Raw genomic sequence first — 16,328 nt, 5'->3', positions numbered from 1 at the left:
GTTCCCCACCCCGTAAGGAGGACGCGGTGCACCTGTCGAAGCTCGCGGAGCGGCATCCCGGCAAGCCCGCGGTGATCGATGCGGCGACCGGCGCGGTCACCACCTACCGTGAGCTGGACGAGGCGTCCCTGCGCCTCGCCCGGCTGCTGGCCGACCGCGGACTGGAACCCGGCGACCACGCGGCCCTGTTCATGGACAACGATCCCGGCTACTTCGTGGCCGCCTGGGCCTGCCAGCGGTCGGGCCTGTACTGGACGCCGGTCAACCACCATCTGACCGCCGACGAGGCCGCCTACATCGTCCGCGACTGCGGCGCGCGGGCGCTCATCGCGTCCGGCACGCTGGGCGGCGCGGCCTGGGAGATCGCGGCCGCCGCGCCGGACCTCCGGGTACGGCTCATCAACGGGGACGCGGACCCGCCCGAGGGCTTCGAAAACCTGGCGGAGGCGACGGCCCTGTTCCCCGGCGGCGAACGGCAGGGGGAGCGCGAGGGCTACTACATGTTCTACTCGTCCGGGACCACCGGGCGCCCCAAGGGCATCCTCCCCGACCTCAGCGGGGACCCTTTCGGCACTGGACTGAAGCTCGACCACACCCTGCCCCTGCTGTTCGGGTTCGGGGTCGACACCGTCTACCTGTGCCCCGCGCCGCTCTACCACGCGGCGCCCACCGGCTGGACGCTCGGGACGATGCGCAACGGCGGAACGGTCGTCCTGATGGACCGCTTCGACGCCGAGCAGGCCCTGGCCCACATCGAGCGCTACGCCGTCACCCACGTTCAGTTCGTGCCGACGATGCTCATCCGGATGCTCAAGCTCCCCCAGGAGATCCGCAACCGCTACGACCTGTCCAGCTTGCGGACGGTGGTGCACGCCGCCGCGCCCTGCCCGGTCGAGGTCAAGCGCCGGATCATCGAATGGCTCGGCCCCGTCGTGCACGAGTACTACTCCGGAAGCGAAGGCAACTGCTTCTTCCTCATCGACTCCAAGGACTGGCTCGCCCATCCCGGCTCGGTCGGGCGCCCCGCCTTCGGTACGACCCACATCCTCGACGACCACGGCCGCGAGCTGCCCGCCGGCGAGGTCGGGACCGTCTGGTTCGAGGGAACCTCCGCGTTCCGTTACCACAACGACCCCGCCAAGACCGACGGCGCCTACAACGACCGGGGCTGGAGCACACTCGGCGACGTGGGCCGCCTGGACGCCGACGGCTACCTCTACCTGGTGGACCGCCGGGCCGACCTGATCCTCAGCGGTGGCGTCAACATCTACCCGCAGGAGATCGAGAACGTGCTGACCGTCCATCCCGACGTCGCCGACGTCGCCGTTCTCGGCGCGCCCGACCCCGAGATGGGGCAGCGGGTCCGTGCCGTCGTCCAGCCTGCCGACCCGTCCGCCGCGGGCCCGGAGCTGGCGGACGAGCTGATCGTCCACTGCCGGGCCCACCTGGCCGGCTACAAGTGCCCGCGCACGATCGAGTTCACCGCCGAACTGCCCCGCACGCCGACCGGCAAGCTGCTGCGCCGGCTCATTGCGGATGCCACGCAGTAGGTCACCTAGTTATCTTTGTTTGGAGAAGGATCATGAAGCTGCGTCCCGGCCAGCAGCTGGCCAGCACCGTCGACGGCACCAGGATGATCGTGGTCCGCGCGCCCGCCGCCGAGGTCGAGGTGAGCTGCGGCGGCGCGCCGATGGTCGACGCCGAGCAGGCGGCGGCGCCGACCGCGACCGCGGACCCGGCCAGGCGGGACGGGGCCCTGCTCGGCAAGCGCTACGCCGGCGAGGACCTCGGGATCGAGCTGCTGTGCACCAAGCCCGGCGAGGGCACCATCGAGGTCAACGGCGCGGCCTTGCCGGTCAAGGACGCCAAGCCCCTGCCCGCCTCGGACTGACCGCCCACTGGAGCGCCTGATGAACGTGACGATGCTGCTGGACATGGCGGCGGACGGTTTCGGTGACCGGATCGTCGCCGGATTCCGGAACGGAGGTCTGACCGCGTCCCGGCTGCGAGCGCTGGCATCAGGCGCCGCCGGACGGGTCCGTGAATCAGGCGCGGAGGCCGTGTTCTACATCGCCGTGAACGGCCCCGCCTTCCCGGTCGCGATGTTCGCCGCCGCCTACGCCGGTGTCCCGCTGGTTCCCGTGAACTACAGGCTGGGCGAGCAACAGCTCGGCCGGTTGCTGGCCAACCATCCCAAGGCGTACGGCATCGCGGAGGAGGGCCAGCACGAGGCTCTTCTGAACGCCGGCCTGTCGGCGCGGACCCCGGCCGCCTTCCTGCGGGAGGCCGCCGAAGCGGCGGACCGGCCCGGTGAGGGCGACGTGCAAGCCGACCCTGACGCCACCGCCGTCCTCATCTACACCAGCGGAACCACCTCGGAGCCCAAGGGCGTCGTCCTGCGTCACCACAACCTCGTCTCGTACGTGCTGGGGACGGTGGAGTTCGCGGCGGCGGGCGAGGACGAGGCGGCCCTGATGAGCGTCCCGCCGTACCACATCGCCGCCGTATCCAACGTGCTCACGAACCTGTACGCGGGGCGCCGGTGCCTGGCGCTGCACTCGTTCACGCCCGGCGAATGGCTGGAGCTGGTGCGTGCGGAGGGGGTGACGAACGCGATGGTCGTCCCGACGATGCTGGCCCGCATCATGGACGCCCCCGGCCTGGACCGGTCGGTGCCCACCCTGCGCGCCCTGGCCTACGGCGGCGCGAAGATGCCGCGCCGCGTCATCGAGCTGGCGCTGAGCGAATGGCCGCACACCGGCTTCGTCAACGCCTACGGCCTCACCGAGACCAGCTCGACCATCGCCATCCTCGGCCCGGATGATCACCGCGCCGCGTTCACCTCCGATGATCCGGAGATCCGGGCCAGGCTGGAATCGGCCGGACGTCCCCTGCCGTCGATCGAACTGGAGATCCGGGACGAGGAGGGCCGGGCGCTGCCGCCCGGGCGCAGCGGCCGGATCTGGGTGCGCGGCGACCAGGTGTCGGGCGAGTACGCGGGCCACGGATCCTCGGTCGGCGAGCGAGGCTTCTTCGACACCCGCGACCAGGGCCGCCTGGACGCCGGCGGTTACCTGTTCGTCGAGGGCCGGATCGACGACACGATCATCCGGGGCGCGGAGAACATCGCCCCCGCCGAGATCGAGGACGTCCTGCTCCGCCACCCGGACGTGGCCGACGCCGTCGTGGTGGGCGTCCCCGACGAGGAGTGGGGGCAGCGCGTCGAGGCGGTCGTCGTGCCCGCGGCCGGGGCCGCCCTCGATACCGAGGAAGTGCGCGCCTACGTCAGGGAACGCCTGCGCGGCTCCAAGACCCCCGACCGCATCGCCTGCTGGCCCGAACTGCCCCGCACCCCCACCGGAAAGCTCATCAAGCGCGACATCGTCACCGGCCTGGCCCAGACGAAGCAAACTATGTTTGCGAAGTCATCTACGTGGATGTGATGTGGTGGCGGTGACCGCGAGGGCGTGGCTGTTCGACGTGGACGGCACCCTGCTGGACTCGGTGACGGGAACGTCGCTGCGCCCGCTGGCCCGTGAACTGCTCGGCGCCCTGCGGGAGCAAGGGGTGCCCGTCCTGCTGTGGAGCGCGGGCGGCGCGGACTACGCGCGCCGCCGCGCCGAGGGCGCGGGCATCGCCGACCTGGTCACGGCCGTCCACGTCAAGGCAGAGCGGGACGGGCGGGGCCGCTGGGTCCTGCCCGCCCTGCCGCCGGAGCACGCCCCGGCCGTCCTGGTGGACGACCAGCCCGACGAGGTGCCGCCCGTGGGGGAGGTGCTCGGCGTCCGCCCCTACGTCGGGCCCAACCCGCGCGACACCGCGCTGGCCGCGCTGCTCCGGCGGCTTCCCGCACCGAACGGAAAGGACCCCATGAACGACGTCGGGCCGGATGCGGCCAGGCCGCTGTCAGGGCGGCTGCGCCGGATGGTCGCGATCGATCCCGCCGCGACCGCGCTCACCTTCGGCGACCGCTCCTACCCCTGGGCCTTTCACCAGGAGGCCATCGAAGACCTGGAACTGCTGCTGGACGGCACGGGCGCACGCCGGATCGGCATCGTGCTGCGCAACCGGCCCGCGCTGGTGTCGGCTCTGATCGCCGTGCTGGCCACCGGCCGGGAGGTGGTCACCCTGAGCCCCTTCCACGGGGACGTCGGGCTGGCCGAGGACATCGGGGGACTGGCGCCCCAGGCCGTCATCGCCGACCCGGAAGACTGGTCCAGAGACGGGATGGCGGACGCCGCACGCGCCGCCGGCGCCGTGGCCATCGAGACCGGCGAGGAGCGCGCGCTGGTCCGCCGCGAGGTGGACTGGACACCCGATCCCCGTCCCGCGGAACCCTCGGACGTCGCCGTCCTGATGCTGACCAGCGGTACCACGGGCAAGCCCAAGCGGGCGGAGCTGACCTACACCCGGCTCACCGCCGCCTACGACGCCGCCGGCACCGGGGCCGCCATGGACGCCGAGACGCGGCTCCGTGAGGAGACGCTGATCCTGTGGACGTCGCTGGTGCACATCTCCGGCCTGTACTTCGCGGTGACCGCCGTCCTGGAGGGACGGGCGACCGCGCTGATGGAGCGGTTCGAGATCGAGGAGTGGACGGCCCTCGTCCGCGCCCACCGCCCGAAGATCGTCGGGCTGCCGCCGGCCGCGATGCGGATGGTCATGGACGCGGACGTGCCGCGGGACGTGTTCGACGGCGTCCGCGCGGTCCTGTCCGGCGCCGCGCCGCTCGACCCCGCCGACGCCGGGCGCTTCGAGGCCCGCTACGGCGTGCCCGTCCTCACCAACTACGGCGCGACCGAGTTCGCCGGGGCCATCGCCGGATGGCACCTGAGGCTGCGGCGCGAGTGGGGGGACGCCAAGCGGGGCAGCGTCGGCCGGGCCCATCCCGGCATCGAACTCCGGATCGTCGACCCCGACGACGGCACGCCGATGCCGCCGGGTGAGGCCGGCGTCCTGGAGGCGCGCGGCGGGCAGCTTCCCGCGGGCGGCGACCGCTGGACGCGCACCACCGATCTGGCCTCCCTCGACACCGACGGCTTCCTGTACATCCTCGGCCGTGCCGACGACGCCATCAACCGCGGCGGCTTCAAGATCGTGCCGAGCGTGATCGAGGACGCGCTGAAGGCGCACCCGGCCGTCACCGACGCCTCCGCCGTCGGGCTCCCCGACCCGCGGCTCGGCGAGGTGCCGGTCGCCGCCGTGACGCTGCGCTCACCGGCTGAACCCGCCGAGCTGAACGCCTGGCTGGCCGAGCGGCTGGCCCGCTACCACCTGCCGACCGAGATCAGGATCGTGGACGAGCTGCCGCGCACCCCGTCCATGAAGGTCAGCCGCCCGGCCGTCCGGGCGCTGTTCCCCGCCCCCGAAAGGACCACCTCGTGAGTGAGACCACCGATGAGACCAATGAGGAGTTCGAGCAGGCGACCTCCGCCGAGCTGAACGACGCCGACATCGAGAAGGACCGCGCGATACTCGGCCGCGACTGGGCGAACCGCTCGCAGGAGTTCCTCAGCACCGCCACACCGGAGGCGATCCGCAACTTCGCCACCGGATACGGCGACGACAACCCGCTGTTCACCGATCCCGCGTACGGCGCGGGCAGCCGGTGGGGCGGGCAGATCGCCCCGCCGATCATGGCGGGGATCCTGAACGCCCCGCTGCGCGGCGAGCGCCCGTCCAAGCAGGAGCGGGGCGGCAGCTACCGCGGCATCCACGCCTTCGTGTCCGGCGGCACCTGGGACTGGTACCGGCCGATCCGCCCCGGCGACACCCTCTACAGCTTCGGCGGCCTGGAGACGATCGAGGTCAAGCGGTCGGAGTTCGCCGGCCGCTCGGTGGTGAAGGTGAACCGCCAGGTCAAGATGAACCAGAACGCCGAGGTCGTCGGTGTCTACCGGACCCTCGTCATCTACACCGAGCGTAGGAAGGCCCGCGAGCGCGGCAAGTACAAGAACATCGAGGAGCCGGACTACACCGACGAGGACCTCGCGAAGATCGACGAGATCTACGCCTCGGAAAGGCTGCGCGGGCGCGAGCCCCGCTACTACGAGGACGTGCAGGCCGGTGAGGCGCTGCCGCCGATGGTGAAGGGCCCGATGACCACCACCGACATGATCGTCTTTCACGCGGGCGGGTACGGCTTCACCCCGTACGGGCTGAAGACGGGGCGGCTCGCCCACCAGAACCGGCAGCGCATCGCCCCCTTCTACATCAAGAACGAGTTCGGGGTGCCGGACGTGGCGCAGCGCGTCCACTGGGACTCCGCCTGGGCGCAGGCCATTGGCAACCCGCGCGCCTACGACTACGGCGTCCTGCGCGAGTGCTGGGCGCACCACTACCTGACCGACTGGGCGGGCGATGACGCGTGGGTGGTGGCCCAGCACGACGAGATCCGCAAGTTCAACTACCAGGGCGACACGCAGTTCCTGTCCGGGGAGGTCACCGGCAAGACCGTGGCCGAGGACGGCCGGTGCCTGGTCGACATCGCGTTCAAGGCCACCAACCAGCGCGGCGAGGACACGATGAAGGGCACCGCGACCGTCGCGCTGCCGAGCCGCGAGCACGGGCCGGCGCTGCTCCCCGAGGTCCCGGCCGAGCTGCAGCGCAAGGCGATCGAGATGATGGCCCGGCACGGGGAGCTGCTGCACGAGGGGCGGCGGTGACGTCCGGGGACGGCGTGCGGTGCGAGGTCACGGGCGGCGTGCTGCGCGTGACCCTCGCCCGTCCGGACAAGGCCAACGCGCTGCGGGCCGGGGACATGCGGGTCCTGCTGCACGCGCTGGAGGACGCGGCCGCGGGCGGCGCCGTCCGGGCCGTGCTGCTGCGCGGCGAGGGCCGGAACTTCTGCGGCGGAGCCGACCTGGTCGCCGCCAACGCCCCGGGCGGGGAACGCCCGCCGCTGGGCGCGATGATCCGGAACCTGTCGGCGACGGCCCACCGGCTCGTCCGGACCCTGTGGGAGCTGCCGGTCCCGGTGGTCGCCGCCGTCCAGGGACGGGCGACAGGGCTCGGCCTGCACCTGGCCCTGGCCTGCGATTTCGTGGTGGCCGCCGACACGGCCGCGTTCAGCGAGCCGTTCGCGAAGCGCGGCTTCACCGCAGACAGCGGAGCCACCTTCCTGCTGCCCCGGCTCATCGGGGTGGCGCGGGCCAAGCAGATGCTCATCCGCGGAGTGGTCGTCCCGGCGCCGCAAGCCCTGAAGTGGGGCCTGATCGGTGACGTGGTGCCGGCGGGCGAGCTGGCGGGCGCCGGCGAGGAACTCGCCGCCGAACTCGCGGCGGGCCCGACCCTGGTGCACGGTCTCACCAAGGCTTTGATCTCCGATCATCTCGGCGCCGACCTGCCGCGGGCGCTGGCCGCCGAGGCGCGCACGGTGGAGCTCAGTCTGCGCGGCGAGGACTTCAAGGAGGGGATCCGTGCGTTCCTCGGGCGCCGCGCCCCCGCCTTCACCGGACGCTGAAAGGACGGACCCGTGGAGATCGCATTCACGTCCGAGCAGGAGGAACTGCGCGCGGTCATGCGCGCCTTCCTGGCGGAGCACGCCGACCGGCGGCGCCTGATCGATTCCGGCGCACCGCATGACGCGGAGCTGTGGCGGCGGATGGCCACCGAGATCGGCGTTCAGGGCCTGGCCATCCCCGAGGAGTACGGGGGTTCTGGATCCGGCACGGCCGAGATGTGCGTGGTGTTCGAGGAACTGGGCAGAGCGCTCGCGGGCGGGCCGCTGCTCGCCACCGCGGGCCTCGCCGCCCCGGCCCTGCTGGCCTGCGCCGACGAGGAGATCAAGGCGAGGTACCTGCCGGGGATCGCCGACGGCTCCGTCATCGCGACTCTCGCTCTGGTGGAAGACGACGGGGACTGGGAGACCGGGGCCGCGCGGAGCACGGCCAAGGAGAGCGGCGACGGGTACGCCGTCGACGGCGCGAAGTACTTCGTCCTGGACGGGGCCATCGCCGACCTGGTCCTGGTCACCGCCGCGACCGGCACCGGGACGGCGCTGTTCGCGGTACGCGGGGACGCCCCCGGCCTGACCCGCCGCGCTCACGAGACGGTCGACCCGACCCGCGGGCTGGCCCGGCTGGACTTCGCGTCCGTTCCGGCGCGGCTGGTGTCGTCCGACCCGTCCGTCGTTGAGACCGCCGTGGACCACGCGCGAATCGCGCTCGCCGCCGAGCAGGCCGGCGGAGCGCAGTGGTGCCTGGACGCCGCCGTCGAGTACGCCGGAACGCGTCACCAGTTCGAACGGCCCATCGGCGGCTTCCAGGCGATCAAGCACCGCTGCGCCGACATGATGGTCGCGGTGGAGGCGGCCCGGTCGGCCGCCTACGCCGCCGCACTGACCCCGCACACCGGCGCCGATCTCGCCGTGGCCGCGGCCTGCGCGCAGATCTGCTGCTCTCCCGCCTACACCGAGGTCGCCGCCGCGACCATCCAGATCCACGGCGGCATCGGCTTCACGTGGGAGCACGACGCGCACCTCTACTACAAGCGCGCCAAGACCGGCGAGCTGATGTTCGGCACGCCGGACTGGCACCGCGAGCGGCTCGCCCGGCTCACCGGGATCACGCTCGCCGGGAACACCGAGGGAGCCTCCCATGGCCGGTGACAGGACGACCGACGGTGACAGGATGAGCGACGCCGAGTTCCGCGAATCCGTGCGCACGTTCCTGAAGGAGCACGCGCCCGGAAAGCCGCCCAAGGGCGCCGCCGAACGGCTGGCCTTCGCCAAGGCATGGGCCGCCACCAAGTTCGACCACGGCTTCGCCGGGCCGTCCTGGCCCCGGGAGTACGGCGGCATGGACCTGCCGTTCCCGCAGCAGGTCATCTACAACGAGGAGATGGCCAAGGTGCGCGTGCCCGGACATCCGGGCACCGGATGGGACATGGTCGGGCCCACGATCATCACGCACGGAACGCCGGAGCAGAAGGCCAGGTACCTGCGGCCGACACTGCGCGCCGACATCCTCTGGGCCCAGGGGTTCTCCGAGCCGGAGGCCGGCTCGGACCTGCCCGGCCTGCGCACCACTGCGCGGCGCGACGGCGACCACTACGTGGTGACCGGCCAGAAGGTGTGGAACACCAATGCCGACAAGGCCGACATGTTCTTCGTGCTCGCGCGCACGGGCACGAGGGAGTCGCGGCAGAAGGGCATCAGCTATCTGCTGGTCGATGCCCGCGCCCCGGGCGTCACCATCCGGCCCATCCGCGACATGACCGGACGCGAGCACTTCTGCGAGATCTTCTTCGACGAGGTGCGCGTCCCGGTGGCCGACCTGGTGGGGGAGGAGGACGAGGGGTGGGGCATCGCGCGCACCACGCTCGGCCACGAGCGGTCGGCGGGCGCCCTCACCCAGGCCGCCTTCTACCGGCGGATCGTGGACGAACTCATCGCCCTGGCCCGCGAGCGCGGCGCCGTCGCCGACCCCGGCGTCCGCCGGCGGCTGGCGGACTTCGACGTCCGGGTCCGGGTGATGAACGTGCACGCCGCCCGCACCATCGCGTCCATCATCGCCACCGGCCGGCCGGGGCCGACCTCGTCGGTGTCCCGGCTCTACAACAGCGTCTTCGAGCAGGACCTGCACGAGTTCGCGGTCGACCTGCTCGGCCCGTTCGGACTGCTCGGACGCGGCGACCCGGACGCGGTGCAGCGCGGCCGGTGGACGACCGGCTGGCTGGCCACCCGCGCCTCGACCATCGGCGCCGGCACCGCCGAGATCCACCGCAACACCATCGCCGAGCAGGTGCTCGGCCTGCCCCGCGATCCCGCGATGCCCCCGCGGTGAGAACCGACGACGGAAGGTTCCCGGCATGACGACCCCCTCCGGGCGAGAGGTCGACTCCGGTACGGACACCGTCCTCGGACGGGTCGCCGAGGGGGTCGGGGTGATCGAGCTGAACCGGCCCGATAGCCGCAACGCCCTGCACCCCGACATGTACGACGCGATCCCCCGGCTGATCGAGGCGTACGACCGCGACGGCGAGGTCGGCTGCGTGCTGGTCACGGCGGCGGGGCCGGCGTTCTGCGCGGGCGGGGACGTCCGCCAGGGCACGGGGCGGCGCGGGGACGGCGACGAGGCCGCCGTCCTCACCCGTCTGGCCCGCATGGTCGTCATGCTCAGGGAGAGCCCCAAGATCTCGATCGCGGCGCTCCCCGGTCCGGCGGTGGGCGCGGGACTGGGGCTGGCGCTGGCCGCCGATCTCCGGATCGCCGCCGCTTCGGCGACCCTGATCGGGGGCTGGTCACGGCTGGCGTTCAGTGGGGACTTCGGCGGCGCCTGGCTGCTGACGCGCATGCTCGGACCCGCCCGCGCACTGGAGTTCCTGATCGGCACCGAACCCATCGACGCCGGCGCGGGGGAGCGCCTGGGACTGTTCAACCGGGTCGTCGCCGATGACCGGCTCCACGACGCGGCGCTGTCCTGGGCGCGGGAGATCGCGGCCGGTCCGCGCGGTGCATACGCCCTGATGAAGGAGAACGTGCGGGACGCGCAGGCCATGGGGCTGCGCGAGGCGCTGCCTCGGGAGAGCGAGCGGATGGTCCGTTCGGGCCGGTCGAGGGAGCATCGCGAGGCCCTCCGGCGCTGGGGCGCCGGCCGCCGGCGTTGATCAGATGAAGAGAGGATCAGGTGAACAGCTCCAGCGGCCGGCCCCGGGGAACATTCGCGCCCACCCGGGCCATGTGAAGCCGCCAGTGCGCCTCGGCGGCCTCGGCGTCCCCGGCCTCGACCAGCCTGGAGAACTTGCGGTAGGAGCGCACGGCCCGCTTGCGCTCGGTCACCCCGGCCGCCTGCCCGGACGTCCGGTAGAACCCGGTGACCAGCTCGTTCAGCAACCGGGCGAAGATCGCCATCGAGGCGTTCCCGGCGTGCTCGAACAGCGTCTCGTGCACCCGCGCCGCCGCCTCGCCGAAGGCGGTGCCGTCGCCGTCGTGCGTGGCGGCCGCCGCCGCCTCGATCGCCGCCTTCAGCTCGGCCAGGGCCCTGGGCGTGCGGGTCTCGGCGAACCGGCGGGCCAGCCACGGCTCGATCGCGGCCCGGGAGTCGTAAAGGTCGTCGATGGTGACGCCCTCGATCTGCAGGAGCAGCGCGTACATCCGGGCGATGTGCTCGACGGTCGGGCTGGTCACCCGGGGACCGCCGTGCCGGCCGCGCACCACCGTGATCAGACCCTCGGACTCCAAGATCCGCAGCGCCTCGCGGAGCGTGGTGCGGGCGATGCCGAAGACCTCCATCAGCTCGTCCTCGGCCGGGAAGCGATCACCCGGCTTGAACTCGCCGCGCGCGATCTGCGCCCTGATGGACGAGGCCACGATCTCCGACGTGCGCGCGCTGCGTTCGATGCCCCGCGGGATCCGGACGGACTCCGCGGGCGAGCCGGTGACCGGTCGCTGGGCCATAGGACTCCTTGGCGAAGAGGAAACGGGGCGATCCGCCGCTACTTGATCAGCGGATCGCGGGGGAGGCCGAGGATGCGCTCGGCGATCTGGTTGCGGGCGATCTCGGAGGTGCCTCCCGCGATGGTCATGGCGCGCCAGCCCACCGCGACCATGGCAGCCATGCCGCCGGGCCCGTCCTCGAACGCGGTGTCCGCACCGGCGAACGTCAGCAGCAGCTCGGCCGAGCTCTGCCCGCGCTCGGCGAGCACGAGCTTGGTGATGTTGCCCTCCGGCCCGGGTTCGCCGCCCGCGACGGCCCGCTCGGCGCCGCGCAGGTTGAGTAGCCGCAGCGCGGCGCCCTCCGCGACGTGCTCGCCGATCCGCCGCGCCAGTCCGGGAACGCGGTCGCCGTGCCGGGCGTGCAGGTCGAACAGGTCGGGGATCTCGAAGGGGCCGCCCGAACCGCCGATGCTGACCCGTTCGTTGCCGAGCGTGGCGCGCGCGACCGTCCAGCCCTTGCCGGTCTCGCCCACCACGTCGGCGTCGGGGACGAAGACGTCGGTGAAGAACACCTCGTTGAAGTCCGAGCCGCCGGTGGCCTGCCGCAGCGGCCGCACCTCGACGCCGGGATGCTCCATGTCGATGATCATCATGGTGACGCCCTGGTGCTTGGACGCGTCGGGGTCGGTGCGGACCGTCGCGAAGCCGTGCCTGCTCTCGTGCGCGCCGCTCGTCCAGACCTTCTGCCCGTTGACGATCCAGCCGCCGTCGGCGCGCACGGCGCGGGTCTTCACCGCGGCGGCGTCCGACCCCGCGGACGGCTCGCTGAACAGCTGGCACCAGATCTCGTCCCCGGCCAGCGCGGGCCGGACGAACCGTTCGACCTGGCCGGGCGTGCCGTGCTGGACCAGGGTGAGGATGACCCAGCCGGTGATGCCGAGGTTCGGGCGCTTCACCCCCGCCGCCCTGAACTCCTCCTCGACGACCAGCTGCAGCCCGGCCGGGGCCTCGATGCCCCAGGGCCGGGGCCAGTGCGGCTGGAGGTATCCGGTCTCGATGAGCTCGGCGCGCTGCTCGCCGGCGGGCAGCGCGGCGATCTCCCGGGCGAGCGCGCGGACGGCGGCGCGTTCGGCCTCGGCCTCGGGCGGCAGGTCGAGAGCGGTCTCCCGGACGACCCCGGCGGCGCCGAGCCGGGTCACGTCGGCGGCGGCGTCCGCCGGGTCGTACACCGCCTCCAGCGTGGTCGCGCGGCGCTGCAGCAGGTGCGCGTCATGTTCCCAGGTGAAGCCGATGCCGCCGTGGACCTGGGTGTTGAGCGAGGCGTCGCGGGCGAACGCCGGGATCGCCAGCGTGGCGGCGATCGCGGCGGCCAGCTCGAACTCGGCGGCGAGGCCGGACGCGGCGCGCGCGGCGTCCCAGACGGCCGCCGTGCCGAGCTCGGCGCCCACCAGCATGTCCGCCAGGTGGTGCTTGACCGCCTGGAAGGTCCCGATGGTGCGGCCGAACTGCTCGCGCACCTTGGCGTACTCGGTCGCCGTCTCGACGCAGTCCAGCGCGCCGCCGACCGCGTCGGCGCAGGCCAGCGTCCGGGCGATCGCCAGGGCGTGCCGCCGCGCACCCGGCAGCACCTCGCAGGCGGCCCCGTCCAGGCGCAGCCTTGACGAGCGGCGGGCGCGGTCCAGGCTCTTCGGCGTCTGCGCGGTCACGCCTGGCGCGCCGGTCCGCACGATCGCCATGTCGTCGCCGGCGGCGACCAGCACCACCTCGGCGAGGGCCCCGCCCAGGACCGTTCCGGAGCCGCCGGTGACGGTGCCGTCCTCGACTCGCGCGTCGCCGCCGAACGCCACGGCGCCGATCGTGGTGCCGCAGGCCAGCCCCGGCAGCAGCGCGGCCTGCTGCTCGCCGGTCCCGAGCGCGGCGATCACCGCGGACGCCGTCACCGTCGGCAGCGCCGGACCCGGTGCGGCGGCACGGCCCAGCTCCTCCAGCACCACCACCAGCTCGGGCAGCCCCGCGCCTCCGCCGCCGTGCTCCTCGGGCAGGTGAACGCCCAGGAACCCGAGGCCGGCGAACTCCTTCCAGAAGGCGGGCAGCGTCTCGTCCTCGGCCTCCAGCAGCGCCCGGTTCGCGGCGCGCGCGTCCTGCGCCTTCAGGAACGCCCGCGTGGTGCCCGCCAGCTCGCGGTGGTCGGCACTGATAGCGATCGCCATGGCTCCTCCAGCTGGATCAAAAGAGTCATTACCTTAGCCGGTTTTTCGCAGCGACCTCCACTGTGCCCTGCTCAGCGGGACGGCGCCAGTAAGCCTGTATATCGAGCGATCCTGCTCCATTGAGCGCCGAGATAAAACAGACTACTGTTTAGACGATTTAACGGACGATCAGTGGAGCGCGGATGAAGATCGATGCCAACCTGGGCGGTGACCTGGCCGGGGCGCCCGCCGCCGCGGAGACACTGGAGCGGGAGGGCTACGACGGCCTCTGGGTCGCGGAGGCCGGGAGCGACCCGTTCCTGCAGAGCCTGCAGGCGATCTCCGCGACCGGGTCGGTGACCGTCGGCACCTCGGTCGCCATCGCGTTCGCCCGTACCCCTATGACTCTCGCCACCGTGGGGTTCGACCTGGCGAGGCACTCGCAGGGCCGGTTCGTGCTCGGCCTCGGATCCCAGGTGAAGGCGCACATCGAGCGGCGGTACTCGATGCCGTGGTCGCGTCCGGCGGCGCGGATGCGCGAGCTGGTCCTGGCCATGCGCGCGATATGGGCGTCCTGGCAGGACGGTGAGAAGCTCGACTTCCAGGGCGACTTCTACACCCACACCCTGATGACGCCGTTCTTCGCCCAGCAGCCGCACCCCCACGGCCCGCCGCCGGTCTACCTGGCGGGTGTGGGCGAGCGGATGACCGAGGTCGCGGGCGAGGTCGCCGACGGCTTCTTCGTGCACCCGTTCTCCACCGAGCGGTACCTGCGCGAGGTCACGCTCCCCTCGCTGGAACGCGGACGGGCGAAGGCCGGCAAGGAGGGTCTCGACGGCTTCACCGTGTGCGGTTCGTCCATGGTGGTCACCGGTGACACGGAGGAGGAGATCGCCAAGGCCACCCGCGGCATCAAGCGGCAGATCGCCTTCTACGCGTCGACCCCGGCCTACCGGGCCGTCCTGGATCTGCACGGCTTCGGTGACCTCCAGCCCGAGCTGACCGCACTGTCCAAGCAGGGCCGGTGGCGGGAGATGACCGATCTGATCACCGATGACATCCTGCACGAGTTCGCCGTGACCGGGGAGCCGGACGAGATCGGCCCCGCGCTGCGGGCCAGGATCGGCGGCATCTGCGACCGGGTGAGCCTGTACACCCCGCACCGCGTCGCCCCGGCGTCGCTCGCCCCGTTCCTCGCAAGCCGATGAGGCATCCCTGGGACCGCCCGCTGGGCCTCTGGTACCTCGCCGAGCACTTCCCCGGCCGCCCGGCGATCCTCGACTGCCCGGCCGGTGAGTCGCTGACGTTCGCGCAGCTGGCGGGCCGGGCGCACCGGGCCGTCCATGCGCTGCGCGGGCTGGGCGTCGGGCACGGCGACGTGGTCGGCATGGCGCTGCCGAACGACCTGGACATCCTGGTGTGGCAGCTGGCGGCCGCGGAGGCGGGCTGGCGCTACGTCACCCTGAACCCCAGGTCACCCGCCGCCGAGGTGGCGGCGATCGCCGAGCACGCCGCCATGAAGGCGCTGATCGTGCACACCGAGCATGTCGGACGGGCGGGCGCGGTCACCACCGTGCCGGTCCGCATCTCCGTCGGCGGCCACATCGACGGCTTCACTCCGCAAGAGGACGCCCTGCACGGGCACCCGGACTCCACGCCACCGGACCGCACCGCCGGAACGCCCCTCGTGTACACGTCCGGGACCACCGGCAAGCCGAAGGGGATCTGGCGCGAGATGCCCGACGCCACCCCGGAGGCCATGGCGGACGCGATGAAGGCGTTCGCGCACGCCTTCCGGTTCACGCCGCTGGAGGGTGCCCATCTGGTGTCGGCCGGCATGTTCCACGGCGGCTGCCAGGGTTTCTACCTCGCGGCGCTGCACGTCGGCCAGCCGCTGGTCATCATGGGGGCGTTCGACGCCGAGGAGACGCTGCGGCTCATCCAGCACCACCGGATCACCACCGGCTACATGGTGCCGACGCAGTTCACCCGGCTCATCCGGCTGCCGGATCACGTGCGGGCCGGCTACGACGTCTCCAGCCTGGAGTCCATCGTCCACTCGGCGGCGCCCTGCCCGCGGGAGCTCAAGCAGCGGATGCTGGACTGGTGGGGGCCCGTGATCTGGGAGACCTACGGCGGCACGGAGGGCGCCGCGACGATCGCCAAACCGCACCACTGGCTGGCCAGGCCCGGCACCGTGGGCCGTCCGATCAGGGGCATGGCGATCAAGATCGTGGGTGACGGCGGGGACGAACTCCAGCCCGGGCAGGTGGGCACGGTCTATCTGGACGGTGGCCGGCCGGGTTTCTCCTACCATCGGGACCCCGAGCAGACCGCGGAGGTCTTCCGCGGGACGGCGTTCACCCTCGGCGACGCGGGCTACGTCGACGAGGACGGCTTCCTGTTCATCGTCGACCGCATCAAGGACATGATCATCACAGGCGGCGTCAACGTCTATCCGGCCGAGGTCGAGGCCGTGCTGGCCGCGCACCCTGCCGTGCTGGACAGCGCCGTGGTCGGCGCTCCCGACCCCGAGTGGGGGGAGCAGGTCCGAGCGTTCGTGCAGCCGATGCCCGGACATGAGCCGTCCGAGGAGCTGGCAGCCGAGCTGATCGCGTACTGCCGGGAGTGGCTGGCGAGCCAGAAGTGCCCGCGCGCGATCGAGTTCCGCCAGGAGCTGCCGCGTACCGAGACAGGGAAGCTCTACAAGCGCCTGCTCCGCGACGAACTCCGCGACCGGGCGCGCACGTGACCCGCACCTG

The 16,328-nt window shown here is 72.4% G+C and carries 13 protein-coding genes; 11 read left to right on the top strand and 2 right to left on the bottom strand.

Going from position 1 to position 16,328, the window contains the following annotated elements:
• From E1285_RS21500 to E1285_RS21460, 9 genes are all read left to right on the top strand, one after another.
• Nucleotides 1-1,550 (top strand): AMP-binding protein (locus E1285_RS21500; RefSeq protein WP_347814092.1); only part of this gene is annotated, 1,550 nt, incomplete at its 5' end.
• Nucleotides 1,551-1,582: 32 nt separating this feature from the next.
• A complete protein-coding gene (locus E1285_RS21495) occupies nt 1,583-1,891 on the top strand; it encodes a hypothetical protein (RefSeq protein WP_132154790.1) in 309 nt (102 codons plus the stop codon).
• A gap of 19 nt (nt 1,892-1,910) precedes the next feature.
• On the top strand, nt 1,911-3,443 hold the full coding sequence (locus E1285_RS21490) for a long-chain fatty acid--CoA ligase (protein ID WP_132154788.1): 1,533 nt from the start codon (nt 1,911-1,913) through the stop codon (nt 3,441-3,443).
• A 10-nt stretch (nt 3,444-3,453) separates the two neighbouring features.
• Nucleotides 3,454-5,385: an AMP-binding protein gene (locus tag E1285_RS21485; RefSeq protein WP_207946714.1), complete on the top strand. Its 1,932-nt coding sequence runs from the start codon at nt 3,454-3,456 to the stop codon at nt 5,383-5,385.
• Entirely contained in the window at nt 5,382-6,665 is a 1,284-nt protein-coding gene (locus E1285_RS21480) for a MaoC family dehydratase N-terminal domain-containing protein (protein ID WP_132154786.1), read from the top strand. The genes E1285_RS21485 and E1285_RS21480 overlap by 4 nt, the downstream gene beginning before the upstream one ends.
• Nucleotides 6,662-7,462, top strand: coding sequence for an enoyl-CoA hydratase-related protein (locus tag E1285_RS21475; RefSeq protein ID WP_132154784.1), 801 nt, complete (start codon nt 6,662-6,664; stop codon nt 7,460-7,462). Before E1285_RS21480 ends, E1285_RS21475 begins: the two co-directional genes overlap by 4 nt.
• 12 nt (nt 7,463-7,474) lie before the next feature.
• A complete protein-coding gene (locus E1285_RS21470; RefSeq protein ID WP_132154782.1) occupies nt 7,475-8,608 on the top strand; it encodes an acyl-CoA dehydrogenase family protein in 1,134 nt (377 codons plus the stop codon).
• Entirely contained in the window at nt 8,598-9,785 is a 1,188-nt protein-coding gene (locus E1285_RS21465; RefSeq protein WP_207946713.1) for an acyl-CoA dehydrogenase family protein, read from the top strand. Before E1285_RS21470 ends, E1285_RS21465 begins: the two co-directional genes overlap by 11 nt.
• A 25-nt stretch (nt 9,786-9,810) precedes the next feature.
• Complete coding sequence (locus E1285_RS21460; protein WP_132154780.1) at nt 9,811-10,608, top strand: enoyl-CoA hydratase-related protein; 798 nt, start codon at nt 9,811-9,813, stop codon at nt 10,606-10,608.
• Nucleotides 10,609-10,624: 16 nt separating this feature from the next.
• Here the strand turns inward: E1285_RS21460 and E1285_RS21455 are convergent, their stop codons facing one another.
• Complete coding sequence (locus E1285_RS21455) at nt 10,625-11,398, bottom strand: FCD domain-containing protein (RefSeq protein ID WP_132154778.1); 774 nt, start codon at nt 11,396-11,398, stop codon at nt 10,625-10,627.
• A gap of 38 nt (nt 11,399-11,436) precedes the next feature.
• A complete protein-coding gene (locus E1285_RS21450; protein ID WP_132154776.1) occupies nt 11,437-13,587 on the bottom strand; it encodes an acyl-CoA dehydrogenase in 2,151 nt (716 codons plus the stop codon).
• Between the two features lie 182 nt (nt 13,588-13,769).
• On the opposite strand from E1285_RS21450, the gene E1285_RS21445 reads away from it, so the two are divergent.
• Together E1285_RS21445 and E1285_RS21440 are read left to right on the top strand one after the other, a co-directional pair.
• Nucleotides 13,770-14,774 carry a TIGR03617 family F420-dependent LLM class oxidoreductase gene (locus E1285_RS21445; protein WP_132154774.1) on the top strand — a complete coding sequence of 335 codons (1,005 nt, stop codon included), beginning with the start codon at nt 13,770-13,772 and terminating at the stop codon, nt 14,772-14,774.
• Entirely contained in the window at nt 14,771-16,318 is a 1,548-nt protein-coding gene (locus E1285_RS21440; protein WP_132154772.1) for an AMP-binding protein, read from the top strand. Before E1285_RS21445 ends, E1285_RS21440 begins: the two co-directional genes overlap by 4 nt.
• Nucleotides 16,319-16,328 lie beyond the last annotated feature (10 nt).

Origin of the sequence: Actinomadura sp. 7K507 (genome assembly GCF_004348425.1) — a bacterium.
Lineage (GTDB): Bacteria > Actinomycetota > Actinomycetes > Streptosporangiales > Streptosporangiaceae > Spirillospora.
This window is presented reverse-complemented; position numbering and strand designations above follow the sequence as displayed.

Coding starts and splice junctions, on each gene's coding strand:
- E1285_RS21495 (WP_132154790.1), top strand. CDS start 1,583: ATGAAGCTGCGTCCCGGCCAGCAGCTGGCCAGCACCGTCGACGGCACC.
- E1285_RS21490 (WP_132154788.1), top strand. CDS start 1,911: ATGAACGTGACGATGCTGCTGGACATGGCGGCGGACGGTTTCGGTGAC.
- E1285_RS21465 (WP_207946713.1), top strand. CDS start 8,598: ATGGCCGGTGACAGGACGACCGACGGTGACAGGATGAGCGACGCCGAG.
- E1285_RS21460 (WP_132154780.1), top strand. CDS start 9,811: ATGACGACCCCCTCCGGGCGAGAGGTCGACTCCGGTACGGACACCGTC.
- E1285_RS21455 (WP_132154778.1), bottom strand. CDS start 11,398: ATGGCCCAGCGACCGGTCACCGGCTCGCCCGCGGAGTCCGTCCGGATC.
- E1285_RS21450 (WP_132154776.1), bottom strand. CDS start 13,587: ATGGCGATCGCTATCAGTGCCGACCACCGCGAGCTGGCGGGCACCACG.
- E1285_RS21445 (WP_132154774.1), top strand. CDS start 13,770: ATGAAGATCGATGCCAACCTGGGCGGTGACCTGGCCGGGGCGCCCGCC.
- E1285_RS21440 (WP_132154772.1), top strand. CDS start 14,771: ATGAGGCATCCCTGGGACCGCCCGCTGGGCCTCTGGTACCTCGCCGAG.